Source organism: Niallia laureatilytica, from assembly GCF_046613985.1.
GTDB lineage: Bacteria > Bacillota > Bacilli > Bacillales > Cytobacillaceae > Niallia.
In genome coordinates, this window is sequence record NZ_JBKKHP010000002.1 from 862297 (window position 1) to 887890 (window position 25594).

Consider the following 25594-nt stretch of genomic DNA (forward strand, 5'->3'; position numbering starts at 1 on the left):
AAAAACATACTTAAGAACGGTGGGATTTACTTATGAAATTGTTTGAAGTCATGTACGATGCGTTTGAGCCATTTTTGGACGGTGAAAAAAGACCATTAAATGTCTTAGAAGTCAGCAATCTGTGGTTTTATTTGTTGGCAACGGAAACAACCCTTCGTAATGAAGAGCTTGCTGTTAACATCGTTCAAGATCCAAAATTAAAAGCAATCATTAAGGATACTACCGATTCTGTGCATATTCCGATGCGCGATGAGTTAAAAGAATTTTTGACAAAAGAAGGAGTTCCGCTCCCACAGACTACCCCAGAAAAACCAGTCGGAGATTTTCGCGACATCCCGGAAGGAGCAAAACTGAATGATGAAGAGACTGCCAACCTCCTTTCTTATAATCTTGCAGCAGGAGTAAATTATGCAGCAAGAGGTCTTACAGAATCTATCCGTGCAGATGTCGGTTTGCTTTTTTCTAAATATATTATGAAGAAGACCATTGCCGGTCTAACTGTTAAGCAATACTTAGATGAGCATGGGTGGCTGCGGGTGCCGCCGTTTTACAACAAATAGTTATTCACTTTAAGTGAAAATATATATAAGTAGAAGGAAGAAGTTGAATGTAAGGAATTCAGCTTCTTTTTTTGGTATAATAATTTGTGCTAAAGACAGTCTGAGTCAAAAGTTGATACAAAAAAATAAAAAATATTAAAAAATGTATTGACGCTCATTTAAATACTAGATATAATAATCCTTGTCGCTGATACATGACAGCGAAGAAAATGAAACGGCCCATTGGTCAAGCGGTTAAGACACCGCCCTTTCACGGCGGTAACACGGGTTCGAATCCCGTATGGGTCACCAATATAATGGAGGATTAGCTCAGCTGGGAGAGCATCTGCCTTACAAGCAGAGGGTCGGCGGTTCGATCCCGTCATCCTCCACCATAATACGCCGATGTAGCTCAATTGGTAGAGCAACTGACTTGTAATCAGTAGGTTGGGGGTTCAAGTCCTCTCGTCGGCACCATTAGATTTTGCGGGTGTGGCGGAATTGGCAGACGCACTAGACTTAGGATCTAGCGCCGCAAGGCGTGGGGGTTCGACTCCCTTCACCCGCACCATTTAATTTAAATACTCTAAGCGGAAGTAGTTCAGTGGTAGAACACCACCTTGCCAAGGTGGGGGTCGCGAGTTCGAACCTCGTCTTCCGCTCCAAAAATATGCGCCCGTAGCTCAATTGGATAGAGCGTCTGACTACGGATCAGAAGGTTATGGGTTCGACTCCTTTCGGGCGCGCCATATACATTTGCATTTTACGGGGCCTTAGCTCAGCTGGGAGAGCGCCTGCCTTGCACGCAGGAGGTCAGCGGTTCGATCCCGCTAGGCTCCACCAATACGGAGGAATACCCAAGTCCGGCTGAAGGGATCGGTCTTGAAAACCGACAGGCGGGTCAAACCGCGCAGGGGTTCGAATCCCCTTTCCTCCTCCATTAATTTAATAGTTTGGTCCGGTAGTTCAGTTGGTTAGAATGCCTGCCTGTCACGCAGGAGGTCGCGGGTTCGAGTCCCGTCCGGACCGCCATTATATTTCGCGGGTGTAGTTTAATGGTAAAACCTCAGCCTTCCAAGCTGATGTCGTGGGTTCGATTCCCATCACCCGCTCCAATTATGCCGGTGTGGCGGAATTGGCAGACGCGCACGACTCAAAATCGTGTTCCTTTGGAGTGCCGGTTCGACCCCGGCCACCGGTATTATGATGCTGCTTATGCAGTGAAATCAACGTTTCTTACACTCTGTAAGGGGCGTTTTTTATTTTAAAAAGAAAACCACCATTTGATCATAAAAAATTAATCCATAATGAGAGGATTTGATTGTAATGATGAAAGATAATTTCTGGCGTGAACTGCCACGACCGTTTTTTGTACTTGCACCAATGGAAGAGGTAACGGATGTAGTATTTCGCCATGTAGTGAGCAAAGCAGCAAGACCTGATGTGTTTTTTACAGAGTTTACGAACACAGAGAGCTACTGTCACCCAGATGGGAAGCAAAGTGTACGCGGGCGTTTGACTTTTACAGAAGATGAACAGCCAATGGTTGCACATATATGGGGAGATAGACCTGAAAATTTCCGCCAAATGAGTATTGGAATGGCAGAACTCGGGTTTCGTGGCGTCGATATTAATATGGGCTGTCCTGTGCCTAATGTGGCATCTAAGGGGAAGGGGAGCGGCCTTATCCTCCGTCCAGATGTCGCTGCAGAGATAATCCAAGCAGCAAAAGCAGGCGGATTGCCTGTAAGTGTGAAAACAAGACTTGGCTACACGGAAGTAGAAGAGTGGAAGGAATGGCTAGCACATATATTGAAACAAGATATTGCTAACCTTTCAATTCATTTGCGTACACGTAAGGAAATGAGCCAAGTGGATGCTCACTGGGAGCTGATTCCAGAGATTAAGAAGCTCCGTGATGAAATAGCGCCAGATACATTGTTGACGATTAACGGAGATATTCCTGACTATCAAACTGGCTTGGAGCTTGCTGAAAAATATGGTATTGATGGGGTAATGATTGGGCGCGGTATTTTTAAAAACCCATTTGCATTTGAAAAAGAGCCAAAAGAACATAGCAGTAAAGAATTGCTTGATCTCTTGCGATTGCATCTTGATCTACATGACAAATATTCACAAGAATTAGAGACACGCTCATTCCGAGCTCTGCATCGCTTTTTCAAGATATATGTTAAAGGATTTAGAGGAGCAAGTGAACTAAGAAATCAATTGATGAGCACAAATTCATCGGATGAAGTGCGTGAAATGCTTGATCTCTTTGAGAAAAATGCTGACATAGTTGAGTAAGAATATGTGATTAATTGGCTGATGTGAGTACATTTACCTTGACTCCCATCAGCCAATTTTTGCTTTTATCAATTGTATATGGCTAGACTGTTGCGAAGTATTATTAGTTATACTAAAATTAAGTGCCTGTTGCTTTATAAAAAGGTACTATTATTTAATATAAGGAGTTACATAAATGGAAATTAAAGATATGCTTATTCGCTTGAGATATGCGCTAGAAATAAAAAATAAAGAAATGGTGGAGATTTTTAATCTTGGCGGTGTCGAGGTAACGGTACCTGAAGTGGTGCAAATCCTGAAAAAGACAGATGACGAAGAAGAGGAAAATGACGATCAAATTAAATGTACAACTAGTATGTTCGATTCCTTTTTAAATGGTCTCATTATTTATAAAAGGGGAGTACAAGAGCCTAAACCAGGGATGCCTAATGCTCCAGCTCAACCCTCTCAAAAAGGGGAACATATTAATAACCTCCTTCTAAAAAGAGTGAAGATAGCACTGTCTTTAACTACGGAGGATATGCTGGATATTTTTGCAAACGCAGGGTTAACAGTGACAAAAGGTGAGTTGGGTGCTTTATTGCGAAAAGAGGGACATAAAAATTATAAAGAGTGTGGAGATAAATTCGCCAGAAACTTCTTAAAAGGACTCGCAGTCCGATACAGAGGATAAGGTGATGTAAATGATTCATACGTACTCAGGTTCGACAATTAGCTATGAAGTAAAGTACAAAAATAGAACCTCCATCGGAATATCAATAAATAGCTATGGAGAAATTGAAGTACAAGCTCCGAAAAAGATAGCAGATGAAAAGGTGCTTCAGGCTTTAGAAGACAGATGGGAACTCATACAGGAAAAATTAGCAGAAATGAAGGATAGGTGGAATGGTCCACAAGAAAAGGTCTATGATAATGATGAAAGCTTTCTGTATTTAGGGAAAGCATATCCTATTAAAATATTCCAAGACCGTAAAATTAAGCAGGACTATGTTGTATTTGAAGAAGAAACACTGTATATATATGTGAAGCAGCTTGACGATGAAAAGAGTAAACAAGCATTAAGACGTTTTTATTATCAGCAGTGTAAGGACTTAGTACAAAAAAGTATCTCTGTTTATCAAGGCAACTTTAAAACAAAACCCCGTTCTGTACGGATATCAGATAGTAAAACGAACTGGGGTACATGTGATTCCAATTTGCAATTAACCTTCAATTGGAGACTGGCAATGGCACCACGTGAGGTCATTGACTATGTAGTTGTACATGAGATGTGTCACATGGTCCATTTAAACCACGACCGCTCGTTTTGGCGTCTTGTTGGGAAAATAATGCCTGATTATAAGGAAAAAGAAAATTGGCTAAGCTTTTCAAACTGGAAAATGACTGTTTAGAATACAGGGCTGGAAACAATTCATTGAGCTCTCACGATTGTGAGAGCTCTTTTTTACGTATTTTAGAATTGTTGTAAAGCAATTGCACCAAAAATGTATATAACTTGGTTAGCATTCAAACAATAATAGTTGCCATATTTAAGTTATAGGTGGGATTGATATGTATATCTTATGGAGTACAGTAGGTTTGCTTGTTATCATGCTCTTTTTTATGCCGAAGCAATTAACATGGCGAGAAAATGTCATTGTTGTGCCGATTGTAAGCTATTGTGCTTGGCTTGCTCATTTCTTCATTGCTGTGAAGCTTGATTATGTAGATTTTGGCCCATCCAAGGAGGTAGAATTTACGGATTTCGCTCTCGTTTCATTAGTTCCTCCGTTGCTAACAGTATTATATTTAAACTTTCAAAAAAATAATCATTATCTTCTCTATGTAATCATTTGGACAGCCATCTCTTTTTTGATTGAGTATCTTTTGCATAAAGCAGGATTCATGAAGCATTTCGAGTGGAAGCTTTGGTACTCTATCCCTGTATATTTTATATCTTATCTAGGTTTGTATTGGTTTTATCGGAAGGTGATCAAATGCCCTCCAGAAAACGGCTAAACTAAAGCAATCCCAAAACTCTCCCACCATCAGGAGAGTTTTGTTAATGCCTCAAGAAAAACTATATTTATTAAGCAGCACCCACACCAATTCTCCTCTCGTTGTACTGTTCGTTTTTGTGAAAATCGATTTTAAATGGTCCTGTCCTGTATGTGGCGAAATATATAATGCTGCTGCAATCTCTTTAGTGGTATTTCCGAGAAATATATAGTTTACTAGCTGTTTTTCCCGGTCTGACAGTCTATATAGGGAAGCTGTATTATGTAAAATTTCTTGTGGTGCTGTTTTTTGGCAGGTGACGGCAAAGTGCTGGTCCTGTGATTGCATTAAAGTCGCATGGATTGTGAAAAATTCTCCTGCAGAGGGGTGAATACAAATTTTTGCTTCTGTCTGCACTAGATCATTCGCCTTTGCTTTTGTACATACTGCCCTAACCGGCCGCGGTAAAATGGTGCTGTCTATCTGTTCTAGCTTACGCAGAAAGTCAAGCAAGCTCTGCCCGCCTTTATTGGCTGCGGTTATTTGCATATCTTCATTAAGCAGTATCACACTTTTATCCCAATCTGCTGTATTGCCTGGTGGCAATGGAGCAGCAAAAAAGTCATACAGCTTTATGGAGATCGGCTGCAACAACGAAATTATCTCGTCCATATCTTTTTGGGTAAACATCTGCTGTTTATTAGAACGAAACAATGTCAAAAATCCGCAGGATTTTCCTTTATACATAACAGCTGCACGCAGCTCATCTGAAAAACCAGCAGGCTGAAGAATTTCTTTACTGCGGGTACTCAACGCAAGATTTCCATTTGTAGAGTGACTTAAAACACCAACTGGAACAGGAAGCTTTATGAGATTTTCAAACCGGTTAAAGTCCTTCTGTAAATATTCATTTTCAAATAAAAGAGGATGTATTTTTTCAATCCGAGCATCCGTGAAGGCACCTGTTGATAGAAGTGTTAATGAGTCGACTGTCGTAAAACACCCTGCCTCATAACAAATAGACTTTTTTATATGTATTAAACAGTTATTCAAAAAATCAGTTATAAACGCTGTGTCTTTCTTCAATTTTTGTTCGCCTCTTTCCAGGGTGATAACTATCCCATAAATATGGGATTTTGCTTGTTGTAATTTTTAAATAGAATGATAATGATTATTAATATCATTAATTTAATGATAACAAATGGGAAATACAATTGCATTCATTAAAAAAGGAGGCATTCATATGCCGGAAAGCAAACGAGCGAAGAGCTGGGAGGATCCTAGTGTTAATTCCTATGCTACAACAATAAGGAAAAAGATTGCAGGTTACCCACTATTATATGAGCTGACAGGGAACTTGATGGAAGGTTTTTTAATTGGTGACAGTAATCATACAGTATTAATTGTCGGAGCTGGCGGCGGGCAAGAACTCGTCACATTCAGCAATAATTCGCTCTGGTCATATGTGGCTGTCGATTCCTCAGAGGAGATGCTTAAACTTGCGAAAAGCAGAACAAAGAATATAGCAGATCGAATCTGTTTTCACCACTCAGAATGGGATATGTTTTCTACCGAAAAACAATTTGATGGAGCTACATGCCTGCTTGTTCTTCATTTTATAAAAGGGTTAGAAAATAAACGGAAATTTCTGTTGAATATTGCTAAACACCTTAAACCAGGTGCACCGCTTTTACTTGCTGCCATTCAAGGAGAACAGGTCAGTGAATCTTTCGAAATGCAAATGGCGGGTTGGAGAAATTATATGATCTCAAACGGCATATCACCTGAAGAGTTCGCAGAATTTGCTGCAACAATTGGGCAGGGAACAGAGGTTAATAGTGACGAAGAATGGAAAGAATTATTGTATGACTGCGGCTTTACTAATGTCAGCTGTTATTTTGGATCATTTCTTATTAGAGGCTTCATCTGCACAAGAGATAAGGCTCAAGCTACTTAAGAACCAATAAGGGGGTATATTATTCGGCTTCCCCCCTCATTAATTTCCTAAAGATAGCAATATTGATTAGTTGAAAAATCAACAGCAGCGGATAAGCAGCGGCAGAATACCAATAGTTCCAGCCATTATGATAAAAGTAACCTGATTTAACGGAGGCAAACTCATAAATTATACAGAAAATACTCCAATAAATTACATATAAGGATTTATGAAGCACTGATTTTTTATATGGGAAAAAATTTACAAATAATATTCCGGATGCAGGAAAGAGAATGATGATTGGCAAGTACCCGGCAAATTGAATGCCTGGGGAAAAATAGCCATATAGATGGAGCTTAAGATCAAGCAGTACGTCAACAAAAAATCCAATAAACATGGAATATAGGATAACGGCATATTGCTCTGCTTGTGAAATTCTCTTCGGAATTATCCAAGCGATAACAATAAATAGGAGGCAGGAGATAATTAAAAAGGTCATAATACGCATCAGTTCCTTTAGTGTAATAATCCATAAAAAATATCGTTATCCTTTTCTTTCCTTTTCTACAACAAAACGATGAAAGAAATAGTTGCATCCTGCGACAGACAGACTTAAGCAGAAGAGCTGCAGCCTCTTAAGGTTGACCAGCTTATAGATTTTGAACTTTTCAGCGAGTGTACTTAATGGGTAGGCAAACAGAAAATCGGCAAAAATATTCGAGATAATATAAAGCCAAACTTTTTCATATGTAAGTTTAAAAATCCATAAATTTAAGGTGAAAAAAAGGCCGAATACAAAGGTGATGTCTGTAGAGAGTCCTGGAATAATCGGTTTTTTTACTTTCCACCATGTGTAGCTTTTAGAAAGCTCACTGATTAAAGTAATTAGAAGTGAACTAAAAATGCCTGTAGGTAAAAAGCGTCTAAAGGATTTCGCGCCAAATAGTAAAAAAGTGAACCATGGTCCAATCAGCAGCACATACATTTTCCAGTTTCTCATCTTTTTTCCTCCTAAAAATTATCAACATCAAATATAGTATTTCCGTCCTAACTGCATTTAATTAGTTCAAAATAATGCCATAAAATGGTACGATAATAGGGAGAAAAATGTCCGCAAACAAGAAAAGGTAGTGATAGCTTGAAAAATCTGCTGAACAATGAAAATTTTGAATGGCTGAAATCTGCCTTTATAGCGATTATTGCAGTGCTTGTCATTCGCCTATTTATTTTTGTCCCAATCATTGTGGACGGTGAATCAATGGAATCTTCGTTAGATAATGGCGACAGAATGATTGTTACAAAGGTAGGGAAGATTCAAAGATTTGATATTGTCGTGTTCCACGCTAATGAAAAGGAGGATTATATCAAGAGGGTAATCGGCTTGCCGGGCGACAAGATAGAATATAAGGATGATACACTCTACATAAATGGCGAGGCTTATGAAGAGCCTTACTTGGATAAAAACAAGCAGGAATTACGGCAATTATTCGGAAGCGGGGCATTGTTAACAGAAAACTTTACATTAAAGAGCCTGCTAGGGTTGGACCGAGTTCCGAAGGACTCCCTGTTTGTGCTCGGTGATAACAGAAGAAACAGCAAGGACAGCCGTTATATCGGAGTAATCCCGACAAGCAAAGTAGTTGGGACGACAAATATTATTTATTGGCCAATCAAGAATATTCATCTCGTAGACTAACAAAAAAGTGAAAAGGGGAATAAATGTTGGGAAACGATTTTTACTGTGAGGAAGTTCTGAGTAATAAGACAAAGGTGAAAAAAATAATCGAAACAGATAATGTTTTAGCTTATTATCACACTAAACCATTTTATCCGGTACATATCGTGGCCATACCAAAAAAGCATATTTCGTCGCTATTGACACTTGAGGAAAGTGATCAAAAACTGCTGCTTGAGCTTTTAGGTGTCATTCAAAAGCTTGCAGCGAGTGTGACGGAGGAATATGGTGCATGTCGTGTAATTACAAATTTAGGAAATTATCAGGATTCCAAACATCTTCATTGGCATATAGTATTTGGCAATCCTCTAACGAATCAGTAAAAGGAGCGCATAATGTTACGAGCAATCATTTTTGACATGGATGGTACGTTATTTCAAACAAATTCTATTTTAGAATTGGCCTTAGAAGATGCTTTTAAACGTTTAAGGGATCAGCAGCTATGGAATAGTGCCACACCAATTGAAAAATACAGAGAAATTATGGGGGTGCCGCTTCCGCAAGTATGGGAAATTCTACTGCCCTTACATAGCCAAGAGGTACGTGCGGCAATAGATGCTTATTTTTTAGAAAGATTAATAGAAAATATTAACAATGGCAAAGGGGCATTATATCCTCACACACAAGCAGTGCTTGCAGAATTAAAAAACAGGAACTTTGCAATTTTTATTGCCAGCAATGGCCTGCCTGCCTATTTAAAAGCAATTGTCGAGTATTACGAGTTAGATAAATGGGTAACCGAAACCTTTAGCATTGCTCAAATACATTCACTAAATAAAGTCGATTTAGTAAGAGCTGTCATCCAGAAATATGAGATAGCGTCTGGCGCTGTAGTCGGTGACCGCTTGTCAGATATTCAAGCAGCGAGTCGAAATGGCTTCCTTTCGGTCGGATGTAATTTTGATTTTGCTAAACTAGAGGAGTTATCCGAGGCAGATATAGTAATAGATGACTTGCGTGATTTGCCTGCAATTTTTACTAAGTCATTAAAGTGACTCTTTCAAACTATTTGAAAGGGTCTTTTTTTGTTTATACATATATGGAGAGGCTTATGGGAATTATAGGTACATCGGTAATGGGAAAGAGGCTGCTGCTGTTATGTTAACGGAAAAAGTTTCGCTCACACAATTATTTACATTAATATTAGGCTTTAATCTAGGAAGCTCCCTTGTTTTTGGTATAGGCCTTGAGGCGAGGGAAGACAGCTGGCTTGTTATTTTATTTTCTACATTTATCGGCGTTATTATTGCCTATTTATATTATCATATGATTATGTTACAGCCGAACAAGAACTTATATCAAATCCTGGAGTTCTGCTTTAACAGAACAGTTGAAATCATAATAGGTTTTATTTATGCTGTCTATTTTTTTTATATTGCAGCAAGGATTGTCAGAGACTTTAGTGTGTTGACTTCTGCTGCTATCTTGCCGTTAACACCAATAGAATTCATCGCGTTAACCTTTACGCTTCTGCTCGGTTATATTTTATATCTTGGAATAGAAGTGCTCGGTCGAACAACGGAGGTGCTGACACCATACTCTATCGTTTTTTTACTATTGCTGACGATTTTTTTGTATGGTAGCAGAAGTCTCACCCTTGAAAACATTCAGCCTGTATTAGGGAGAGGGATTGGACCATTTGTAAAAAGCATGTTTCCATACGAAGTAGCAAGGCCATATGGAGAAATGATTGTTTTTATGTGCATTCTGCCTTTAGTAGGGAATATACACAAAAGCAGAATCATCTACTTATTTTCCATTATTTTTTCAGGGCTGTTTTTAACATTAACTAGTTTGCTGATAACAGCATTTCTTGGAAGCAGGATTGCCTTAAGAGCAAACTTCCCCCTCTTATCTGCAACCCGTCTTGTATCAAATGGGGTTTATTGAAAGAATGGATGTTATTACAGTGTTTATGATCATGCTTTTGAGTGTTGGTAAAAAGCTCGGTGTTTATATACGGAGGACTAAAAGGGCTGGAATATATATTTCGGCTTCCCTATCGCTTTTTTGTTATGCCCGTTATTTTTATCGTTTCTATGTTTTCCATATTCATCAGCAGATATTTCGCTGACCATGTATACGAAGGTCTTCATGTTATTCATTATCTTTTAAGTATGCCGCTGCAATTTATGCTTTCACTTTTTTTATATTTAATTATTTTGGTAAAAACGGCAGTCAAACAACGAGGGATCGCGAAGTAAAAATATGGATAAGTTTTGCATGGCGGAAAAACAATTACGCAAAGTGAATTTTTTAATTTTTGTGCAAGAAGATTGCTCTAGACCCACCCGAAATATGCTTGTTATCATATGATTATTATTAAGTAGGGAGAGATTTCATGGAGGAGCAAAAATTTAAGGACTTAAAATTAGGAGAACGAGGAGCATTAATCAGTATTGCTGCCTATATTTTCCTTTCGATTATAAAGCTGTCGGTAGGTTTTATGACGGATTCACAAGCATTGCGGGCAGATGGTCTGAATAACGCAACAGATATTATTGCTTCGGTTGCAGTCCTAATAGGATTAAGACTATCACAAAAGCCTGCAGATAAGAATCATCGCTATGGTCATTGGAAAAGCGAAGGCATCTCTTCTATGGTAGCTTCATTCATTATGATGGTTGTCGGCATTGAGGTGTTAATTGATTCTGTTTCTTCCTTCATGCACAAGGATAGTCAGTCACCTGATATGATGGCAGGGTTTGTCGGTTTATTTGCTGCAGCAGTAATGTATGGTGTATATCGCTACAATAGCACTTTAGCTAAGAAAATTAACAGCAGTGCTGTTATGTCTGCGGCAAAGGATAATATTTCAGATGCGTGGGTAAGTATCGGTACGGCTGTCGGCATATTCGGGTCACAGTTGAACATGCCGTGGCTTGATTCTGTTACTGCACTGGTTGTCGGAATGCTGATCTGTAAAACAGCTATTGAGATATTCAGGCAAGCATCCCATGAGCTGTCAGACGGCTTTGATGTGGACAGGCTGCAAAAGTTAAAGAATGCTATTTTGATTATGGAAGGGGTAAAGGGCATTAAAGAAATAAAAGGGAGAAACTACGGCAATAACGAAGTGGTCGATGTTTCTATTCTCGTTGATTCTACATTGGATATTAAAAAAGCCCATGGGATAGCTGATGATGTGGAGGCAGAGCTGCAGCGTGAATACGGAGTTTACCAAGTGCATGTCCATGTAGAGCCCCAATAAAAAAGCAAGCTTTTTAAGGCTTTGCTTTTTTATTTTGTTTGTTTAAGGCTCTTTGGGCTTGAATAAATTTTTTCATTTCCTTTTTTTCCTTTTTTGACAAGCCATTCAATCGTTTTTGCAAAAGCTCTTTAGCAAACTGATACAGTTCCATATCAAGCTTATTATAATCTTCTATCAGCTTGATCGTTTCCTTCGGGACATCTGCCCGTCTAAGCTTTTTCTTTGTAATATTGACCTTGTTATAATGAATGTCGTTCCAATTATACACAGAATTAAGTAAATATAAGGATTCATCGAATCTTTCCGTTATCCCCACAGCATCAAATGACTCTAATCTTTCTTTGGCTAAGTTAAGATCATATTGGACAGGATATCCGCATAAAAGCAGTGTCTGACAGTTATTAGCTTCTGGTTCTGTCCTCACAAACTCCTCTAATGTCATATCTTTTAATCTTTCATAGCCTGGATAGTTTCTCAAATAAGAATACAGGGATAAAACCCGATCGACAGGATGGCGAAGCATAGTGAAGTAGTGGTGCTGCTTTTGAAAATGCTCATGAACTCCATACAAATGATGGCCGGCAAATGCATTAATATCGTTTTTTTGCCGTTCTGTCAGCTGATCCAATGGAATAACTTCATTTTGAAAAAGCTCATGATCATAAATTTCCTCCACCGAAAATTGCCGTTTGAAAATAGTATTAAGAGTGGACCCGCCTGTTTTAGGTATGTGGAGAAAAATAATCAAGTCTTGTTCTGTCATTACAAACATCTCCTTTTTATTAGTAAATGAAATTTATAAAAAAAAGGGAATGGCGCAAGCATCATCAGCTAAAAAAGGGCGAAGCTTTTAACATGTATCTATTAGCAAACATTCATAATTCCTTGGAGTTCAGGTGACAATATGGAAAAAGCAGTTGGAGGTTATGATGGCATTTGCAATTTATTTTTTTATAGGGTGGCTGACCATTATTTGTTTTTTTGTTCAAAAGAAGAAGTACAGCATTGTAGAAAATACGGTTTTAATTTTAAGTGTTTTAATTATAAATCTTAATTGGACTTGGCTTGTTTATGAGGAGTTTGAGTTGATTACCTATTCTCGTGAACCGTGGGATTTTGTTGCTTATTTGATTAAGAGAAGCATTGTTATTCCGGTGATTGTGTTAATTTGTTTGAATTTTGGTCGCAAACAATCTTCCCTAGTGAAAAAGCTAATGCATATCCTCGTGTCATCATTAGTGATATTAGGTATAACAATTATCAGTCATTTATTAAAGGTCACTACAGTCAAACACTGGTCGATATTTTATGATTTGGTTTACTATCTTCTTCTCCATCTTGTAGTGTTAGGGATTCATAAATGGTATCAAACATATATGGTGGATAAAGAGAAAGAGGTGCTGACAAAATGATTTGGATTGGAAAATTTGATATTAATGAGATATCCTTATTGATTTTGACGGTTGCCGCCTATTTGTTCGTTATGTTCACACCGAAAAAGCTGAGCAGGGAAATAACCTGTATGAGTATATTTTGGGGAATAACTACGGGAATATTATATGACTTTACAATAGGGGGAGGATTACTCGATTTATATCGGGAAAATGATACGAACCACTACGAGCTTTTTGACCTGTTTTATTATGCTTTATATGGACCTTTTGGCTATGCCTTTATATATTTTTACGAAGTATTAAAAATACGTAAAAAAACGTTTGCGTTTTATGTAGGAGGATGGGCTCTATTTGGGGTTATTGCACAATGGCTTTTCACCTTGTTGCATATCATCACCTATCAGAATAATTACAGCTTGCCTTATTCCTTCCCGATATTTTTGTTAACCCAGACGATTACTGGGTTGTTTTATCACTATGTTACAACAGTCTACCCTAGCGGAGATTCCGTCCAATAAGAGCGAATGTAGGAGGATTAATAGGACTAAACTATTATTCCAAGTAAATCAATCAGAATACCCTAAAAAATGATTGACAACGACTTTTAGATGCTGTTAACATAGGTTTAACAGATATTTGTAAATATTTTAAAGGAATCGACTAGATCACTAGAGATTCAGCGAAATACATGTCAAGCAGACTTGTATTTTGTTGGTCTCTTTTTTTATCAACTTAAATTACATAATACTTATACAGGAGGATGGCCATGAGATTTAGCTACATACACCATCTGGAATGCCCAAAATGCAGTAAATATTATTCTGCCGAAGAAATACAGCAATTATGTAGCTGTGGTTCCCCACTACTCGCTCGATATGAATTGGATAAATTAAAACATGACTTATCGAAAGAGGATTTGCAAGGCAGGGAAAACACTTTATGGAGATATCATGAGGTGCTTCCAGTATTGAACCAAGAGAATGTAAAAACTTTAGGCGAAGGGATGACACCGCTGCTTCCATTAGAAAGGGCAGGAGCAGAGTTAGGCTTTCAGCATCTTTATTTAAAGGATGAAGGACTTGTTCCAACAGGTTCATTCAAAGCAAGAGGCGCTGCAGTCGGTGTTTCAAAAGCTTCAGAGCTTGGGGTGAGGGAGTTTGCGATGCCTACAAATGGGAATGCAGGTGCTGCATGGTCCCTTTATTCTGCAAAAGCGGGAATTCGCGCACATATCGTCATGCCTCTTGATGCTCCAGAAATTACGCGCAAAGAAGTGAGCGTTTCTGGAGGAGAGCTATATTTAGTTGACGGTGTTATAAGTGATGCAGGCAAAATCACGGCACAGCTGGTAAAGGATAATGGCTATTTTGATGCATCAACCTTGAAGGAACCATATCGGATTGAAGGGAAAAAGACGATGGGCTATGAAATTGCTGAGCAATTTGGCTGGGAACTACCAGATGTCATTCTCTATCCAACTGGAGGCGGTGTCGGTTTAATTGGTATTTACAAGGCATTTCTGGAAATGCAAGAGCTTGGCTGGATCAGCGGTCGACCTCCCCGTTTAGTCGCCGTACAAGCAGAAGGCTGTGCGCCTATTGTCAAAGCGTATTTAGAGGGGAAAGAAGAGTCTGATTTTTGGGAGAATTCAGAAACGAAAGCATTTGGAATTAATGTACCGAAAGCTTTAGGAGATTTTTTGGTTTTAAAGGCGATATATGAGACAAATGGCTGTGCAGTGGCAGTATCAGAAGAAGAATTAACGAAAGCTCAGCAGCTTGTCGCAAAGTCAGAAGGTCAGTTTATATGTCCAGAGGGTGCCGCAACAATTGCAGCAGCTGATAAACTTCGGGAAGCAGGCTGGCTTGGCAAGGAAGAAAAAGTCGTTTGTTTAAATACAGGAGTTGGTATTAAGTATCCAGATACAGTGGAATATACCGCAAAATATATAGAAAAAATTCGTCCATAATTTTTTTGTGATTTAATACCCAGTAAAGAGATTAAAATAATTAGTATTTAAAGAGATTACTAAGGAGCGATGAAAAATGTCTGGAAAATTAAGAGAGTTGGTAGACAGAAGAAAAAGTTATTTAATCCATTCCTTGATAGCTGCAGGCATTTATAAAAAAGAGGGACAGCATCTGTTTGAATGGACACTAACAGATCTGGAAAAGGAATATTCACGCATAAAGAATACAAAAGAATAAGCAAGGTGCTGATCAGACAACTGAAGGCCGCTTCCCAATATTGGAGTAAGCGGCTTTTTTAAATTTATATAGGGGGTTATTTAAATGGCCGAAGTAACTTACGAAAATGAAAAATATATCATCTCCATATTAAAGGAAATTGAGTATGGTTCTGTCACCATTACCCTTCATGCCGGGAGAATAGCACAAATTGAGAGAGAAGAAAAAATCCGTATACAAACAGACACAAAAAAATAAAAGATGCTCTTGCTACCGGACCACCGGAGAAGACACGGTTGCTGATTTTTTTGCTTCGTGTCTTTTTTTTATCCATATTCCAATCGTAAATAGGAAGATTGAAAGGAGAGGAGAAGTTTATGACATTATTAGCAATCAATCAATTAAATAAAAAATTCAGCTCGAAAAATGGTGATACACATGCATTAAAGGATATTGACTTAGCAGTAGAAAAAGGTGAACTGATTACCATTATCGGCCCGAGCGGCTGCGGGAAAAGCACCTTGCTGAAAATCATAGCAGGCCTTGATACGGAAGTGTCCGGCTCTGTATCGATTGAGGGGGTGGAAGTAACCGGGCCCAGCGTCGATAAGGGCTTTATCTTCCAAGAACCACGCCTCTTTCCTTGGCACACGGTAGAAAAAAATATCGCCGCAAACTTCTCCCTAAAAAACAAAAAAGTTCAAGAAAAGGTCGCAGAGCTGATTAAGCTCGTTAAGCTTGACGGCTTTGCAAAATCATACCCAAGGGAGCTATCAGGAGGAATGGCACAAAGAGCAGCAATTGCAAGAGCTCTGCTCCGCAATCCGAAAGTCTTGCTATTAGATGAACCATTCGGTGCGTTAGACGCATTCACAAGGACACATATGCAGGATGCTTTGTTGAATATCTGGCAAGTAAACAAAACGACCATGCTGCTAGTAACACATGATTTAGATGAAGCCATCTATTTAGGAGGCAAAGTTGTCATTATGAATGCAAGACCAGGATCGATACAAAAGGTTGTAGATATTCAACTTCCGTACCCGCGGAAGAAAGCGGATAATGCATTTCAAGCATACCGTCAAGCGATTTTGCAGGAGTTTGAGAAATCAGAGCATGCAGTGATGGGAGGGAGGTCACATTGAGTAATAATAGTGAACTGTTATACGGAGACTCAGTTGTAAAAGCTAAGCGTAAAAAAAAGATAAAAGGAAAACAGCTGCCTTCTAAAACGGTTATTTTTTTGCGGGGAATGATTTTCCCTGTTCTATTAATAGCAGTATGGGAAGCAGCGGGAATATATGGGTTTGTATCAGAGACACTGCTTCCAAGACCGAGTGAGATTTTCATGGCTTTCATTGATTTATGGACAACAGGGTATTTGCTCTACCATTTCCAAGTCAGTTTTCTTAGGGCAATCGGAGGGTTTATAATTGGAGGTTCTCTTGGTCTATTAGCTGGATTAGCTGTTGGATTTTCTAGCAAAATAGAGCATACCCTTGACCCGACTATGCAGATGCTACGCACAATTCCGACATTAGCTGTCATACCGCTATTTATCCTATGGTTTGGTTTTGGAGAGGTTTCAAAGGTTCTTTTGATTGCCAAAGGTGCTTTCTTTCCGCTATATGTGAATGCTTTTTTAGGCATACGCAGTGTTGATGGGAAAATGTATGAGGTTGCGAAAGTTTTACAGTACAGCAAATGGAAACAAATAACTAACTTAATTATCCCATCAGCACTTCCTAATATTCTGCTCGGCCTGCGTCTTGCCTTAGGAGCAGCCTGGCTTGCGTTAGTGGCAGCAGAGCTGATGGGATCATCTGAAGGTATCGGCTATTTAATTACAGATGCCCGGCAATTTTCACAAACAACAGTCGTTTTTGTAGGAATTATTATCTTTGCAGTGTTTGGGAAGGCTTCAGATTCGTTTATAAGGATATTTGAAAGAAGATTGTTGAAATGGCAGGACAGCTTTAAAGGCTAATGAACAAAGGGAGTGAAATCAAATGACATACCGTACAAAAGGGGAAAAAATGCGCTTAAACTTGTTTTTAACAAGCATGGGTCATCATGAAGGAGCTTGGAGGCATCCAGCCTCTGCAGTAGAAAGTGTGCAGGATTTCAGGCTTTATCAAGAAATTGCTGCTAAAGCAGAAAGGGCAAAATTTGATTCTATCTTTATGGCAAACAGGTACTCTGTTTCGACTAAAGCAGTTACATACGGAGAACTCGGTGGAGGGGGGATGGAACCGCTCATCCTCTTGTCCGCGCTGGCAGCTGTTACGAAGGAAATCGGCTTAATTGGAACAGTATCAACCTCCTTTACAGAGCCTTTCAATGTTGCCAGAAGTTTTTCCTCCCTTGATCATTTGAGTAAAGGAAGAGCAGGCTGGAATGTTATCACGTCTGGAACAGATGAAGAAGCGAAAAACTTTAATTTAGAAGAAATACCAGATCATGAACAGAGGTATGTGCGGGCACAGGAATTTTTAGAAGTGACCAATAAGCTTTGGGACAGCTGGGAAGCAGATGCACTTGTCAAGGATAAGGCAACAGGGGTTTATGCGTTAAGCGAAAAAGTCCATGAAATTAACCATAAAGGTAGCTATTTTTCTGTTAAAGGCCCATTAAACAGCCCAAGATCACCGCAAGGCAAGCCAGTAATTGTTCAAGCTGGCTCCTCTAAAGACGGCATTGACTTTGCGGCACAATATGCAGAAATCGTTTTTACAGCACAGCAAACACTGGAAGACGCACAAATCTTCTATAAAAAACTAAAGTCCAGAGTTCAAGATATTGGACGTGATCCAAGCAAGGTCATTGTTCTTCCGGGAATTTGCCCTGTTATCGCAAATACGGATGAAGAAGCAAAAGCAAAAGAGACAGAGCTGCATAAGCTTACAAATCCAGCGTACAGTTTGCTTCAGCTGTCCAACAGAGTCGGGTTTGATTTGACTTCTTACCCGTTAGACGGTCCTTTCCCAGAACTGCCTGATATAAAAGAAATAAAGGGGCATCAGAGCAGAACAAAACTAATCAGCGACCTAGCTAAAAAAGAAAATCTCACATTAAGACAGCTGCTGCTCCGCTTAGCCGGCGGTCGCGGGCATTTCACTATTGCCGGAACACCAGAAAGAATTGCAGACGAACTGCAGGTCTGGTTTGAAAATGGTGCTGCTGACGGTTTTAACATCATGCCCCAGCAGATGAGTGAAGGCTTGACGGAGTTTATCGAGTCCGTTATCCCGGAACTACAAAACAGAGGCTTGTTTAAAACAGAATACACTGACGGCACGCTTCGAGATAAACTGGGCATATAAGAAGACACCTCTCATAAAAAGAGAGGTGTCTTTCATTAGCTTGATAGAATGTAAGAGACAAGCATTCAGAAGGAAATCTATTAGCTTATTCGTATTCTTTTAAAACTTTTTCAATGTAACGGTTATTAACAACCTCTGCCACATCCAATTTTTTTGTCAATCCACCTTGCTCCAAAAGCAAATCAGCAGTTATTTGTTGTTCCTTGATAATGTCAGCGCTAATAGGTGTGTTTTCAGGAACAGAATTTTCAAGGACTCTGCTGATTATTTCTTCGTCCGTATTCTTTAAGTCTGCATAAATTTTAATTGCTTCTTCTTTATGTTCATTTTGCCATCTAGTTGCTTTTTCCGTAACTTTTAAGTACAGCTCAACAAGCTCAGGGTGTTCTTTTGCAAATTCAGATCGAACAATTTGGAAGCCTGGGCTGTAGCTGCCGATATCTTTTCCTGTTGCGATTACTTTCGCCTTCTTGTTAATCACCTGAATGGACTGATAAGGTTCCCAGATGGCCCATGCATCAACAGAACCAGTTTCAAATGCAGGCTGAGCTTCATCTGGCTGAAGCTGGATAATTTCCAGTTCAGATGGTTTAATGCCTTCTTTTTCAAGCAGTCTGTATAAAAGACCATATGCACTGCTGCCTTTAGCAACAGCAATTTTTTTGCCTTTCAAATCATCTGCTGTTTTAATCGGGCTGTCTTTGGGAACGATAATGGCATCACCAAGCTCCCCGGTGCTTGCTGTTGCGATTTCCTCGAATTTTATTCCCCCGCCTTGGCCAGCTAAAACGGGGATATTGCCGACACGGCCAAAGTCAAGGCGGTTAGAAGCAATTGCTTCAAAGTAAGAAGGCCCGCTCTGAAATTCTACCCAGTTAACTTTAGCACCAGCCTTTTCAAACTCACTTTCAAACCAGCCTTTCTCTTTCGCAAGCAGAATTGGCCAAATGCTTTGCTGTACCCCGATATTTACAGTTATTTCGCCAGCCTTTTCGTCAGACGAACTGTTTGATGCAGAGGGCGCACCGCAGGCGGCACTCACAAAGATTAACAGTAAAACAGATAGTAAGAAACTTGCTTTCTTAAAATAAACCATTATGTATCCTCCTATACGATTTTTATAAACAAACAAATCAGAGCCTATACAGTTCTCACCACCTTTCAAGCTGAAAATAAAAAGGCCCTAAGTATAGCAAACACTATACATTAGGGCCTTCAGGCTGACTGATCGGCATATTCATTTAGATTAGCAGATTATATTTATATCCAATTATTCTTACTTGTTAGGTTGGTTTTCGAGTAAAAAATTATCTTTGCTTTTTCCACTTAATAGAGCCTGTTCCATCATGAGGATGCACTGCTGCCATACACTCATGGTATCTTTTATTCAGTTCAGGAAGAGAAAAGCTATTTAAGGCATCAAACGAGTAATTGCCATACACTGCTAATTTTTGAATCATTAATCTTCTTTTTGCATCATTAAGATTTACCATGGTATTCCCTCCTATGGATATTCTATATCAATATGTGTCTATTACTGTATAACTCTGATTTTGTTTGTTCGTATTATCATATATTCATTATACAACAAAAAAATACACTAATCCAAGTGGTTTAGATGGATTTTAATAAAAATAATAAAAAAATCTAAGTTCCTATATTAAAAACAAGCAGGGGAAGCGGGGGATTAAGCGAACTTAATAAGTTAATAGCAGTATTTAGGAGGGAAACATGAGAAACGAACTTGCAGCAGCATTAAAGTGGAGAGAGGACGGGGAGTATTATAAATCAAGCGGTGTGCTGATGGAATTAGTCCAAAGCTATCCGGAGGATTCGTTTATCCTTTATCAATACGCCTGGAGTCTAGATTTATTAGGAGAAGAAAGGAAGGCAGTGTTATTTTATGAAAAAGCTATTCAGTTAGGACTTCCCGAAGCGGAATTGGAAGGAGCCTTATTGGGGCTTGGCAGCACATACCGAACATTAGGAGATTATGAGAAGGCAAGCGACATTTTTTCACAGGCAATTCAGAAGTATCCGGCCAACAGAGCACTCCAAGTGTTTTACGCGATGACTTTATACAATCTGGAGAATCACGCAAAGGCGATGGAGCTCCTGCTTACTGCCTTAGTGGAGACAACAATGGATGAAAGTATATTACAGTACAAGAAAGCAATTACCTTTTATTCAGATAAATTGAACGAATCGTGGAAGTAGGGATTTATTAGCTAACTTTTAAGAGGTGTTACTAATATATGAAACTATATGGAGACTTTACGGAAGAAGATTGGCTTCATGCTGTTGGCATCCAAAAACACCATGTTCCTGATGCTTTAATTGTTCATGGGGAATGGAATCATGCAGATAATATCAATAAGTGGAAGGGAATCTTGAGCCAGGAAATGCTTTTGCCAAAGTGGAATACAGTCATTGGGAGAAATAAGGCTGTCTTAACAGGATTTGCTAATGTATACGGAGGAGCAATGGCTGCAGCAGTTTCCCACCAGTTCGCAGCAATGGGCACTGACATATTTATCCAAACAGGCTATTTTGGCGGTTTGTCAGCTAAAGTCAACTATGGTGATATTTTGATAGTGACTGAGGCAAAAATGGACGATGGAGTTTCAGCTGCTTATTTGCCAGGCTGTGAAACGGTAACATCCGATGAGGAACTGGCAATGAGGGCCATTGAATTTTGCCAGAAAAAAAACTACAAGTATGTTACAGGCAGTGTTTTGTCTGTGAGCACTCCGTATTTAGAGACAGAAAAGATGGTTCTAGCCTGGTCAACAGCTGGGCATTTAGGTGTTGATATGGAGTCAGCCGTTACACTTGCTGTTGCGAACAAATTTAACAAAAAAGCAGTCAGTTTATTAAATTTATCGGACCATTTGCTTAAAGGTGATACTTTTTATTCCTATAGTAAGGAAAGGGAAGCAATAGAAGCGGAAATAGATGAAAGGATACGAGACATTGCCTTATATTTAGGGAGATCTTTTTAAGAAAAACGAAGAAGCTCATTAGTTAGCAGGCTTCTTCGCTGTTTCTGTCTTTTCTGACCCGTTCAGAAGAAAAACACCGCCAATAATAAGCACAATTCCGCACAGCATGACTGTGTTCATCAGCTCATCCCATAAAATGACGCCTATTATCGCAGTCGCAGCGGTCCCAACACCTGACCATATTGCATAGGCTAAGCTTAGCGGCAGTGTTTGGAGCGCTTTTGAAATGAAATAAAAGGCAAGTACATAGCCGATAATTACACCGACAGACGGGAGCATAACGGTAAAGCCTTCTGACAATTTAAGCATTGTTGTGGCAAATACTTCAGTTATAATCGAGATTGTTAAATAAATATATCCTTTCACAATGGAAGTCTCCTTTCAATTAATGAGCTCCGCCAAAATTCAATAAGATTACCCCGCCGATGACAAGTAAGAGGCCGATTACTTTTTTGCTGGTTGAAGCTTTCTTTATAAAGTACGGCTCCAGCCACCGCCGTCAGTGCTGTGCCAACACCTGCCCAAATTGCATAGGCTGTTCCAATCGGCATGGTCTTTAATGTCAACGATAAAGCATAAAAGGCAATTCCATATCCTAAAGCGACACCAACAGACGGTAGCAGCCTTTTGAAGCCCTCTGTTGCTTTCAGCATCGAGCTTGCAAACACTTCACTTATAATGGAAACTACAAGTAGTAAATATGGATTCATTACACATCCTCCTTCCTTGTCATGAGTGTGAGCTTATCAAGCACTGCTGTTTGCATTTTTTTATCCAATGGAGCAACATGGAGCATTTGCGAGTAGTACAGTCCATCAAGGGCGAGACGGATAACTGAAGCTGTCACAGGAGAAATGCCGTCGTTTTCCAATTTTGTTAAAGCTCTTTGATAGCTGTTTGAAATACCTTCAGCTACATCCTTATCCAATAACGAGGAAGCCATCACTGCAACATTTAGCTCGGCACGGTTGTATAAATCATCCTTTGTCACTTCAATCATTGCCCTTGTCCACTTGCCTGTCTCAACGGGGTCTTTTTTTGCGTATTCCGTTAAAGCTGTATCCAAGTCTTCAAATATAGACAAAGCAATTCCCTTTATTAAAGCCTCTTTGCTCGAATAATGATACAAAAGACCGCCTTTGCTGATATTAGCTTGTTTGGCAACAGCATCCAGGGTTAAGGAGGTAATGCCACTCTCATGAATAATTTGTTTCGCTGTATCAATAATAAGCCGGCGTTTAACATCAGCTTTTGAATCCATTGTAATGTCTCCTTCCTGTTTTTTTATTATTGTACCGTCTGGACGGTTTTTTGGTCAATAAAAGAATTTGTTGACACTGCTAAGAAAACCTTTTATGTTTTTCCATATATATCTATTCTTATAGGAGGGAAGGATATGAAAATACGGACATATAATGGCTGGATATTGGAAATAGATGTGGAAAAAACAAATAAATTTTACAAAACAGATATAGAGGTGTGTGATTGTCTCTATTGCTGTAATTATGCAGAGGCGGTCAAAAGTGCCGATGCTTCTGTCACCTCATTTTTTGCTGAGCTTGGCATCATACCAGAAAAACCGGCAGAAGTTTCAGAGTTTGCAATGGAAAACGCAGAGCTGCATCATTATATAGGCTTTTATCATATTGTCGGCAAGGTTTTGAAGGGCAACACATGTACAATGTCTGATTGGCAGGATCATCATACATACCAGCTCGGCCCTTTTGAGTTTTGTCTAGCACAGGAAGCAGAACAGGTACAAGCAAATTTTCCTGAGCCCATTCTTCAGCTGAATTTTGAAGTTTTTCTTCCATGGGTGTTGGAGGAATATCCAGATCGACTGGAAAAATACAAAAAAGTTTACAAATAATGTATAGTTTGAGATAGTGGATTAGCAGTTTAATGAATGTTTTTGGTGGTGTACGATGGTAAAAAATTATGTTTGGTTTAACTGGCTCATGCTTGCAGTGTTCGGATTATCTACCGTTTTAGCTATTTTTATTGTTTATTTTCATAATGGTCTTGCCTTTGCAGAAAATTTTATTTATGGATATATAGTATTTATTTTACTGTATGCTTTGTACCTCGGTGGTAGTGCTTTAAAATATTGGAGAAAGGCAAATCGGACAGAAATTAAAAAGAGAATGCTAAAATTCCTCTCTTGGTTTGTTGTGCTTGCCATTATTTCTTTTTTTATTAATAATGTTCTCAAGCAAGATAATAACGGTGCATACTCTTATTTATTTATCCCGTTGGGCTGCTCATTCGGTATAGTATTTTTGGATGTTCTATTTATGAAGAATAAAGCAAAATAGGTAATTAGAAGTAGCATATCCTTGCAGACATTAGAAAACGGCATTATTATATAATTATAATTTAATGGAAATGGATGATTATAATGTCTAATGAAGAGTTGGAAGAAACAGCAGCCATTTTAAAGTTATTAGGTGATAAGACTAGGTTGTCCATAATCGGGATGCTGAATATCCATGATTGCTGTGTATGTGAATTTGTTGACATTTTTCAAATGTCTCAACCGGCAGTCAGTCAGCATTTAAGAAAGTTAAAGGATGCAGGACTTGTGAAGGAACAAAGACGAGGGCAATGGATGATATACTCTCTTGAACGCAATACGAAGTATTTTCCGATGATTGAAGATGTGCTCCGGTATATCCCTGACCAAACGGAAAGATTTACTTGGCTAGAGGAAAATGGTCTGAGAATTTCATGTGATGCATAACTTCATTAAAAAATATAGGTAGCGGGGCTCACCGCATATAGCAGAATTTGCAATTGTTATATGCGGTGAGTCTTTTTTATGAAAGAAGGGATGATATGAATAGCTTAGAGAGAATTCATGAAATAGATATAGTAAGAGGTTTTGCTGTTTTAGGGCTTGCTTTTGCGAATATTGTGCCGTTAAGCAGTCCCGTATTATATGACAGCTTTCCAAGCAGTCTTTGGACAGGACAAGTTGATTTATTAATACAACAATTATTATTTATTTTCGTACAAGGAAATTTTTATCCTTTATTTGCTCTTCTGTTCGGATTCAGTTTTATGCTGTTTATGGACAAGGCAGCGGCAAGGGGAAAAAATCCGTACATACTATTTTCCAGAAGGCAATTCGTTCTACTTTGTATTGGGGCAGTGCATGCTATTTTCATTTGGTACGGAGACATCCTAACCACCTATGCTCTGTTTGGCTTTTTGTTGCTGCCACTCTATAAGGCGTCTAGTAAGACAATTAGCATTCTGCTAATACTGTTATATTTGCCAAATATGTTGCTGCTTATTTTATTTATTCATTTTCCGTATAATCCGGCTGAGTACTTTGATTACGATTACTTACTAACCGTTATTGAAAATTATCAGACAAGTGGAATCACAGCTTTTTTACAAAATTTTTATGATTGGCTGTCAACCTTTGAGTTTTTTTCTATTGTATATTTATTTCTAAGCATTTTTCCGATGTTTTTAATCGGGGTTTTACTAGCGAAAAATAAATCAACTATTATACATATAACGAAGAAGCATGTGTTTGTATGGATTTTGTTTGGAGGACTAGGGTTAGGCTTGAAAATATTGGCTGTGCTGCACCCTGATTCCTTGCTGTTTATTCAAGCATCTGATGCATTTGGTAATCCGCTTATGTCATTGTTTTATGGGTTAAGTATTTTACTGTTTTTGCAGCTAAGCAAAATGAGTCTAATCTATTTCCGTTATGTTGGCAGATTGGCGATTACTAATTATTTAATGCAAAACATTATTGGGTTACTCATTTTCAGAATTTTTTCTTTGTATGCAACAATACCGCCGTCAAAGTTAATACTCATCTCTTTTGTACTTGCTGTCTGCCAAATTGGCTTAAGCTATCTTTGGTTACAACGTTTTAAACAAGGCCCAGTTGAATTTTTGTGGAGAAAGTTAACCTACTTTAAAATTCATTAAAATCTATAGGAAATTCGAATTTGTAACATTGAA

34 protein-coding genes, 11 tRNA genes and 1 pseudogene are annotated in these 25594 nt (G+C 38.8%); 36 read left to right on the forward strand and 10 right to left on the reverse strand.

What is annotated here, in order from left to right; genetic code table 11:
• Nucleotides 1-32 precede the first annotated feature (32 nt).
• The 16 genes from ACLIJJ_RS09345 to ACLIJJ_RS09420 all read left to right on the forward strand — a co-directional run bounded on the left by ACLIJJ_RS09345 (nt 33) and on the right by ACLIJJ_RS09420 (nt 4844).
• Nucleotides 33-560, forward strand: a complete 528-nt coding sequence (locus ACLIJJ_RS09345; protein ID WP_233314299.1) for a DUF3231 family protein — start codon at nt 33-35, stop codon at nt 558-560.
• A 216-nt stretch (nt 561-776) separates the two neighbouring features.
• Nucleotides 777-851: transfer RNA gene (locus tag ACLIJJ_RS09350), tRNA-Glu, on the forward strand.
• A gap of 7 nt (nt 852-858) precedes the next feature.
• Nucleotides 859-934, forward strand: a tRNA-Val gene (locus ACLIJJ_RS09355).
• 6 nt (nt 935-940) lie between these two features.
• Nucleotides 941-1016, forward strand: a tRNA-Thr gene (locus ACLIJJ_RS09360).
• 9 nt (nt 1017-1025) lie between these two features.
• Nucleotides 1026-1110: transfer RNA gene (locus ACLIJJ_RS09365), tRNA-Leu, on the forward strand.
• Between the two features lie 19 nt (nt 1111-1129).
• Nucleotides 1130-1204, forward strand: a tRNA-Gly gene (locus ACLIJJ_RS09370).
• A 7-nt stretch (nt 1205-1211) separates the two neighbouring features.
• Nucleotides 1212-1288, forward strand: a tRNA-Arg gene (locus ACLIJJ_RS09375).
• Between the two features lie 18 nt (nt 1289-1306).
• Nucleotides 1307-1382: transfer RNA gene (locus tag ACLIJJ_RS09380), tRNA-Ala, on the forward strand.
• Between the two features lie 4 nt (nt 1383-1386).
• Nucleotides 1387-1479, forward strand: a tRNA-Ser gene (locus tag ACLIJJ_RS09385).
• Between the two features lie 15 nt (nt 1480-1494).
• Nucleotides 1495-1571, forward strand: a tRNA-Asp gene (locus ACLIJJ_RS09390).
• A gap of 9 nt (nt 1572-1580) precedes the next feature.
• Nucleotides 1581-1654 (forward strand) — tRNA-Gly (locus tag ACLIJJ_RS09395).
• A 5-nt stretch (nt 1655-1659) separates the two neighbouring features.
• A tRNA-Leu gene (locus tag ACLIJJ_RS09400) sits at nt 1660-1740 on the forward strand.
• Nucleotides 1741-1868: 128 nt separating this feature from the next.
• On the forward strand, nt 1869-2846 hold the full coding sequence (locus ACLIJJ_RS09405) for a tRNA dihydrouridine synthase (RefSeq protein WP_233314776.1): 978 nt from the start codon (nt 1869-1871) through the stop codon (nt 2844-2846).
• A 175-nt stretch (nt 2847-3021) separates the two neighbouring features.
• On the forward strand, nt 3022-3519 hold the full coding sequence (locus ACLIJJ_RS09410; RefSeq protein WP_233314298.1) for a YehS family protein: 498 nt from the start codon (nt 3022-3024) through the stop codon (nt 3517-3519).
• Between the two features lie 10 nt (nt 3520-3529).
• Entirely contained in the window at nt 3530-4237 is a 708-nt protein-coding gene (locus ACLIJJ_RS09415; RefSeq protein ID WP_233314297.1) for a M48 family metallopeptidase, read from the forward strand.
• 160 nt (nt 4238-4397) lie between these two features.
• Entirely contained in the window at nt 4398-4844 is a 447-nt protein-coding gene (locus ACLIJJ_RS09420; RefSeq protein WP_237941221.1) for a CBO0543 family protein, read from the forward strand.
• Between the two features lie 51 nt (nt 4845-4895).
• Here the strand turns inward: ACLIJJ_RS09420 and ACLIJJ_RS09425 are convergent, their stop codons facing one another.
• Nucleotides 4896-5909: a helix-turn-helix transcriptional regulator gene (locus ACLIJJ_RS09425; RefSeq protein ID WP_411410782.1), complete on the reverse strand. Its 1014-nt coding sequence runs from the start codon at nt 5907-5909 to the stop codon at nt 4896-4898.
• A gap of 157 nt (nt 5910-6066) precedes the next feature.
• Here ACLIJJ_RS09425 and ACLIJJ_RS09430 point away from each other — a divergent pair, with 157 nt between their 5' ends.
• Entirely contained in the window at nt 6067-6780 is a 714-nt protein-coding gene (locus tag ACLIJJ_RS09430; RefSeq protein ID WP_233314294.1) for a class I SAM-dependent methyltransferase, read from the forward strand.
• Nucleotides 6781-6799: 19 nt separating this feature from the next.
• Here the strand turns inward: ACLIJJ_RS09430 and ACLIJJ_RS09435 are convergent, their stop codons facing one another.
• Together ACLIJJ_RS09435 and ACLIJJ_RS09440 are read right to left on the reverse strand one after the other, a co-directional pair.
• Complete coding sequence (locus tag ACLIJJ_RS09435; RefSeq protein WP_411410783.1) at nt 6800-7267, reverse strand: CBO0543 family protein; 468 nt, start codon at nt 7265-7267, stop codon at nt 6800-6802.
• Between the two features lie 36 nt (nt 7268-7303).
• The gene (locus ACLIJJ_RS09440; protein ID WP_233314292.1) at nt 7304-7759 is read right to left on the reverse strand and encodes a hypothetical protein; all 456 of its coding nucleotides are present in this window, start codon (nt 7757-7759) and stop codon (nt 7304-7306) included.
• A 138-nt stretch (nt 7760-7897) separates the two neighbouring features.
• On the opposite strand from ACLIJJ_RS09440, the gene lepB reads away from it, so the two are divergent.
• The 4 genes from lepB (at nt 7898) to ACLIJJ_RS09460 (ending at nt 10384) form a co-directional block, all read left to right on the forward strand.
• Complete coding sequence (lepB, locus tag ACLIJJ_RS09445) at nt 7898-8455, forward strand: signal peptidase I (protein WP_237941226.1); 558 nt, start codon at nt 7898-7900, stop codon at nt 8453-8455.
• A gap of 23 nt (nt 8456-8478) precedes the next feature.
• Entirely contained in the window at nt 8479-8817 is a 339-nt protein-coding gene (locus ACLIJJ_RS09450; RefSeq protein ID WP_251647749.1) for an HIT domain-containing protein, read from the forward strand.
• Between the two features lie 12 nt (nt 8818-8829).
• Nucleotides 8830-9489 (forward strand): HAD family hydrolase, encoded by a 660-nt coding sequence (locus tag ACLIJJ_RS09455; RefSeq protein ID WP_411410784.1) that lies wholly within the window; start codon nt 8830-8832, stop codon nt 9487-9489.
• Nucleotides 9490-9592: 103 nt separating this feature from the next.
• Nucleotides 9593-10384 carry a GerAB/ArcD/ProY family transporter gene (locus ACLIJJ_RS09460; RefSeq protein WP_411410785.1) on the forward strand — a complete coding sequence of 264 codons (792 nt, stop codon included), beginning with the start codon at nt 9593-9595 and terminating at the stop codon, nt 10382-10384.
• A gap of 77 nt (nt 10385-10461) precedes the next feature.
• Here the strand turns inward: ACLIJJ_RS09460 and ACLIJJ_RS09465 are convergent, their stop codons facing one another.
• The gene (locus ACLIJJ_RS09465) at nt 10462-10599 is read right to left on the reverse strand and encodes a hypothetical protein (protein ID WP_411410786.1); all 138 of its coding nucleotides are present in this window, start codon (nt 10597-10599) and stop codon (nt 10462-10464) included.
• Nucleotides 10600-10835: 236 nt separating this feature from the next.
• Between ACLIJJ_RS09465 and ACLIJJ_RS09470 the strand changes: the two genes are divergently transcribed.
• On the forward strand, nt 10836-11705 hold the full coding sequence (locus ACLIJJ_RS09470; RefSeq protein WP_233314286.1) for a cation diffusion facilitator family transporter: 870 nt from the start codon (nt 10836-10838) through the stop codon (nt 11703-11705).
• A 13-nt stretch (nt 11706-11718) separates the two neighbouring features.
• Here the strand turns inward: ACLIJJ_RS09470 and ACLIJJ_RS09475 are convergent, their stop codons facing one another.
• Complete coding sequence (locus ACLIJJ_RS09475) at nt 11719-12468, reverse strand: sulfotransferase family 2 domain-containing protein (protein WP_411410787.1); 750 nt, start codon at nt 12466-12468, stop codon at nt 11719-11721.
• A 133-nt stretch (nt 12469-12601) separates the two neighbouring features.
• Between ACLIJJ_RS09475 and ACLIJJ_RS09480 the strand changes: the two genes are divergently transcribed.
• The 8 genes from ACLIJJ_RS09480 to ACLIJJ_RS09515 all read left to right on the forward strand — a co-directional run bounded on the left by ACLIJJ_RS09480 (nt 12602) and on the right by ACLIJJ_RS09515 (nt 18608).
• On the forward strand, nt 12602-13117 hold the full coding sequence (locus ACLIJJ_RS09480) for a hypothetical protein (RefSeq protein ID WP_233314284.1): 516 nt from the start codon (nt 12602-12604) through the stop codon (nt 13115-13117).
• On the forward strand, nt 13114-13617 hold the full coding sequence (locus ACLIJJ_RS09485; protein ID WP_411228508.1) for a hypothetical protein: 504 nt from the start codon (nt 13114-13116) through the stop codon (nt 13615-13617). Before ACLIJJ_RS09480 ends, ACLIJJ_RS09485 begins: the two co-directional genes overlap by 4 nt.
• A 248-nt stretch (nt 13618-13865) precedes the next feature.
• On the forward strand, nt 13866-15068 hold the full coding sequence (locus tag ACLIJJ_RS09490) for a threonine synthase (RefSeq protein WP_411410788.1): 1203 nt from the start codon (nt 13866-13868) through the stop codon (nt 15066-15068).
• 76 nt (nt 15069-15144) lie between these two features.
• Nucleotides 15145-15306 (forward strand): Fur-regulated basic protein FbpA, encoded by a 162-nt coding sequence (locus ACLIJJ_RS09495; protein WP_233314281.1) that lies wholly within the window; start codon nt 15145-15147, stop codon nt 15304-15306.
• Between the two features lie 84 nt (nt 15307-15390).
• A complete protein-coding gene (locus tag ACLIJJ_RS09500; protein ID WP_233314280.1) occupies nt 15391-15543 on the forward strand; it encodes a YezD family protein in 153 nt (50 codons plus the stop codon).
• 119 nt (nt 15544-15662) lie between these two features.
• On the forward strand, nt 15663-16430 hold the full coding sequence (locus ACLIJJ_RS09505) for an ABC transporter ATP-binding protein (RefSeq protein ID WP_411410789.1): 768 nt from the start codon (nt 15663-15665) through the stop codon (nt 16428-16430).
• A complete protein-coding gene (locus tag ACLIJJ_RS09510) occupies nt 16427-17272 on the forward strand; it encodes an ABC transporter permease (RefSeq protein ID WP_411410790.1) in 846 nt (281 codons plus the stop codon). Before ACLIJJ_RS09505 ends, ACLIJJ_RS09510 begins: the two co-directional genes overlap by 4 nt.
• Nucleotides 17273-17294: 22 nt before the next feature.
• Nucleotides 17295-18608: an LLM class flavin-dependent oxidoreductase gene (locus ACLIJJ_RS09515; RefSeq protein ID WP_411410791.1), complete on the forward strand. Its 1314-nt coding sequence runs from the start codon at nt 17295-17297 to the stop codon at nt 18606-18608.
• 85 nt (nt 18609-18693) lie between these two features.
• Here ACLIJJ_RS09515 and ACLIJJ_RS09520 read toward each other — a convergent pair whose 3' ends face one another.
• Nucleotides 18694-19704 (reverse strand): aliphatic sulfonate ABC transporter substrate-binding protein, encoded by a 1011-nt coding sequence (locus ACLIJJ_RS09520; protein ID WP_233314277.1) that lies wholly within the window; start codon nt 19702-19704, stop codon nt 18694-18696.
• Between the two features lie 211 nt (nt 19705-19915).
• The gene (locus tag ACLIJJ_RS09525; RefSeq protein WP_233314276.1) at nt 19916-20101 is read right to left on the reverse strand and encodes a hypothetical protein; all 186 of its coding nucleotides are present in this window, start codon (nt 20099-20101) and stop codon (nt 19916-19918) included.
• A 238-nt stretch (nt 20102-20339) separates the two neighbouring features.
• Here ACLIJJ_RS09525 and ACLIJJ_RS09530 point away from each other — a divergent pair, with 238 nt between their 5' ends.
• Complete coding sequence (locus ACLIJJ_RS09530) at nt 20340-20825, forward strand: tetratricopeptide repeat protein (protein ID WP_251647762.1); 486 nt, start codon at nt 20340-20342, stop codon at nt 20823-20825.
• Between the two features lie 38 nt (nt 20826-20863).
• A complete protein-coding gene (locus ACLIJJ_RS09535; protein ID WP_411410792.1) occupies nt 20864-21610 on the forward strand; it encodes a phosphorylase family protein in 747 nt (248 codons plus the stop codon).
• A gap of 18 nt (nt 21611-21628) precedes the next feature.
• Here ACLIJJ_RS09535 and ACLIJJ_RS09540 read toward each other — a convergent pair whose 3' ends face one another.
• The 3 genes and pseudogenes from ACLIJJ_RS09540 to ACLIJJ_RS09550 form a co-directional block, all read right to left on the reverse strand.
• Entirely contained in the window at nt 21629-21976 is a 348-nt protein-coding gene (locus ACLIJJ_RS09540; RefSeq protein WP_411410793.1) for a DMT family transporter, read from the reverse strand.
• A gap of 19 nt (nt 21977-21995) precedes the next feature.
• Nucleotides 21996-22320: pseudogene (locus ACLIJJ_RS09545) on the reverse strand (DMT family transporter).
• Nucleotides 22320-22871 (reverse strand): TetR/AcrR family transcriptional regulator, encoded by a 552-nt coding sequence (locus ACLIJJ_RS09550; protein ID WP_411410794.1) that lies wholly within the window; start codon nt 22869-22871, stop codon nt 22320-22322. Before ACLIJJ_RS09550 ends, ACLIJJ_RS09545 begins: the two are co-directional and overlap by 1 nt.
• A gap of 135 nt (nt 22872-23006) precedes the next feature.
• Here ACLIJJ_RS09550 and ACLIJJ_RS09555 point away from each other — a divergent pair, with 135 nt between their 5' ends.
• The 4 genes from ACLIJJ_RS09555 (at nt 23007) to ACLIJJ_RS09570 (ending at nt 25561) form a co-directional block, all read left to right on the forward strand.
• Entirely contained in the window at nt 23007-23480 is a 474-nt protein-coding gene (locus tag ACLIJJ_RS09555) for a hypothetical protein (RefSeq protein WP_411410795.1), read from the forward strand.
• 55 nt (nt 23481-23535) lie between these two features.
• Complete coding sequence (locus ACLIJJ_RS09560; protein ID WP_233314270.1) at nt 23536-23925, forward strand: hypothetical protein; 390 nt, start codon at nt 23536-23538, stop codon at nt 23923-23925.
• An 83-nt stretch (nt 23926-24008) separates the two neighbouring features.
• The gene (locus ACLIJJ_RS09565; protein ID WP_233314269.1) at nt 24009-24350 is read left to right on the forward strand and encodes an ArsR/SmtB family transcription factor; all 342 of its coding nucleotides are present in this window, start codon (nt 24009-24011) and stop codon (nt 24348-24350) included.
• Between the two features lie 95 nt (nt 24351-24445).
• Nucleotides 24446-25561, forward strand: coding sequence for a DUF418 domain-containing protein (locus ACLIJJ_RS09570; RefSeq protein ID WP_411410796.1), 1116 nt, complete (start codon nt 24446-24448; stop codon nt 25559-25561).
• Nucleotides 25562-25594 lie beyond the last annotated feature (33 nt).

Bases quoted from the DNA above. Each gene is read 5' to 3' on its own strand.
- ACLIJJ_RS09345 (WP_233314299.1), top strand. From the start codon at position 33: ATGAAATTGTTTGAAGTCATGTACGATGCGTTTGAGCCATTTTTGGAC.
- ACLIJJ_RS09405 (WP_233314776.1), top strand. From the start codon at position 1,869: ATGAAAGATAATTTCTGGCGTGAACTGCCACGACCGTTTTTTGTACTT.
- ACLIJJ_RS09410 (WP_233314298.1), top strand. From the start codon at position 3,022: ATGGAAATTAAAGATATGCTTATTCGCTTGAGATATGCGCTAGAAATA.
- ACLIJJ_RS09415 (WP_233314297.1), top strand. From the start codon at position 3,530: ATGATTCATACGTACTCAGGTTCGACAATTAGCTATGAAGTAAAGTAC.
- ACLIJJ_RS09420 (WP_237941221.1), top strand. From the start codon at position 4,398: ATGTATATCTTATGGAGTACAGTAGGTTTGCTTGTTATCATGCTCTTT.
- ACLIJJ_RS09430 (WP_233314294.1), top strand. From the start codon at position 6,067: ATGCCGGAAAGCAAACGAGCGAAGAGCTGGGAGGATCCTAGTGTTAAT.
- ACLIJJ_RS09435 (WP_411410783.1), bottom strand. From the start codon at position 7,267: ATGCGTATTATGACCTTTTTAATTATCTCCTGCCTCCTATTTATTGTT.
- ACLIJJ_RS09440 (WP_233314292.1), bottom strand. From the start codon at position 7,759: ATGAGAAACTGGAAAATGTATGTGCTGCTGATTGGACCATGGTTCACT.
- ACLIJJ_RS09450 (WP_251647749.1), top strand. From the start codon at position 8,479: ATGTTGGGAAACGATTTTTACTGTGAGGAAGTTCTGAGTAATAAGACA.
- ACLIJJ_RS09455 (WP_411410784.1), top strand. From the start codon at position 8,830: ATGTTACGAGCAATCATTTTTGACATGGATGGTACGTTATTTCAAACA.
- ACLIJJ_RS09460 (WP_411410785.1), top strand. From the start codon at position 9,593: ATGTTAACGGAAAAAGTTTCGCTCACACAATTATTTACATTAATATTA.
- ACLIJJ_RS09465 (WP_411410786.1), bottom strand. From the start codon at position 10,599: ATGAATAACATGAAGACCTTCGTATACATGGTCAGCGAAATATCTGCT.
- ACLIJJ_RS09470 (WP_233314286.1), top strand. From the start codon at position 10,836: ATGGAGGAGCAAAAATTTAAGGACTTAAAATTAGGAGAACGAGGAGCA.
- ACLIJJ_RS09475 (WP_411410787.1), bottom strand. From the start codon at position 12,468: ATGACAGAACAAGACTTGATTATTTTTCTCCACATACCTAAAACAGGC.
- ACLIJJ_RS09485 (WP_411228508.1), top strand. From the start codon at position 13,114: ATGATTTGGATTGGAAAATTTGATATTAATGAGATATCCTTATTGATT.
- ACLIJJ_RS09490 (WP_411410788.1), top strand. From the start codon at position 13,866: ATGAGATTTAGCTACATACACCATCTGGAATGCCCAAAATGCAGTAAA.
- ACLIJJ_RS09495 (WP_233314281.1), top strand. From the start codon at position 15,145: ATGTCTGGAAAATTAAGAGAGTTGGTAGACAGAAGAAAAAGTTATTTA.
- ACLIJJ_RS09500 (WP_233314280.1), top strand. From the start codon at position 15,391: ATGGCCGAAGTAACTTACGAAAATGAAAAATATATCATCTCCATATTA.
- ACLIJJ_RS09505 (WP_411410789.1), top strand. From the start codon at position 15,663: ATGACATTATTAGCAATCAATCAATTAAATAAAAAATTCAGCTCGAAA.
- ACLIJJ_RS09515 (WP_411410791.1), top strand. From the start codon at position 17,295: ATGACATACCGTACAAAAGGGGAAAAAATGCGCTTAAACTTGTTTTTA.
- ACLIJJ_RS09520 (WP_233314277.1), bottom strand. From the start codon at position 19,704: ATGGTTTATTTTAAGAAAGCAAGTTTCTTACTATCTGTTTTACTGTTA.
- ACLIJJ_RS09525 (WP_233314276.1), bottom strand. From the start codon at position 20,101: ATGGTAAATCTTAATGATGCAAAAAGAAGATTAATGATTCAAAAATTA.
- ACLIJJ_RS09530 (WP_251647762.1), top strand. From the start codon at position 20,340: ATGAGAAACGAACTTGCAGCAGCATTAAAGTGGAGAGAGGACGGGGAG.
- ACLIJJ_RS09535 (WP_411410792.1), top strand. From the start codon at position 20,864: ATGAAACTATATGGAGACTTTACGGAAGAAGATTGGCTTCATGCTGTT.
- ACLIJJ_RS09550 (WP_411410794.1), bottom strand. From the start codon at position 22,871: ATGGATTCAAAAGCTGATGTTAAACGCCGGCTTATTATTGATACAGCG.
- ACLIJJ_RS09555 (WP_411410795.1), top strand. From the start codon at position 23,007: ATGAAAATACGGACATATAATGGCTGGATATTGGAAATAGATGTGGAA.
- ACLIJJ_RS09560 (WP_233314270.1), top strand. From the start codon at position 23,536: ATGGTAAAAAATTATGTTTGGTTTAACTGGCTCATGCTTGCAGTGTTC.
- ACLIJJ_RS09565 (WP_233314269.1), top strand. From the start codon at position 24,009: ATGTCTAATGAAGAGTTGGAAGAAACAGCAGCCATTTTAAAGTTATTA.
- ACLIJJ_RS09570 (WP_411410796.1), top strand. From the start codon at position 24,446: ATGAATAGCTTAGAGAGAATTCATGAAATAGATATAGTAAGAGGTTTT.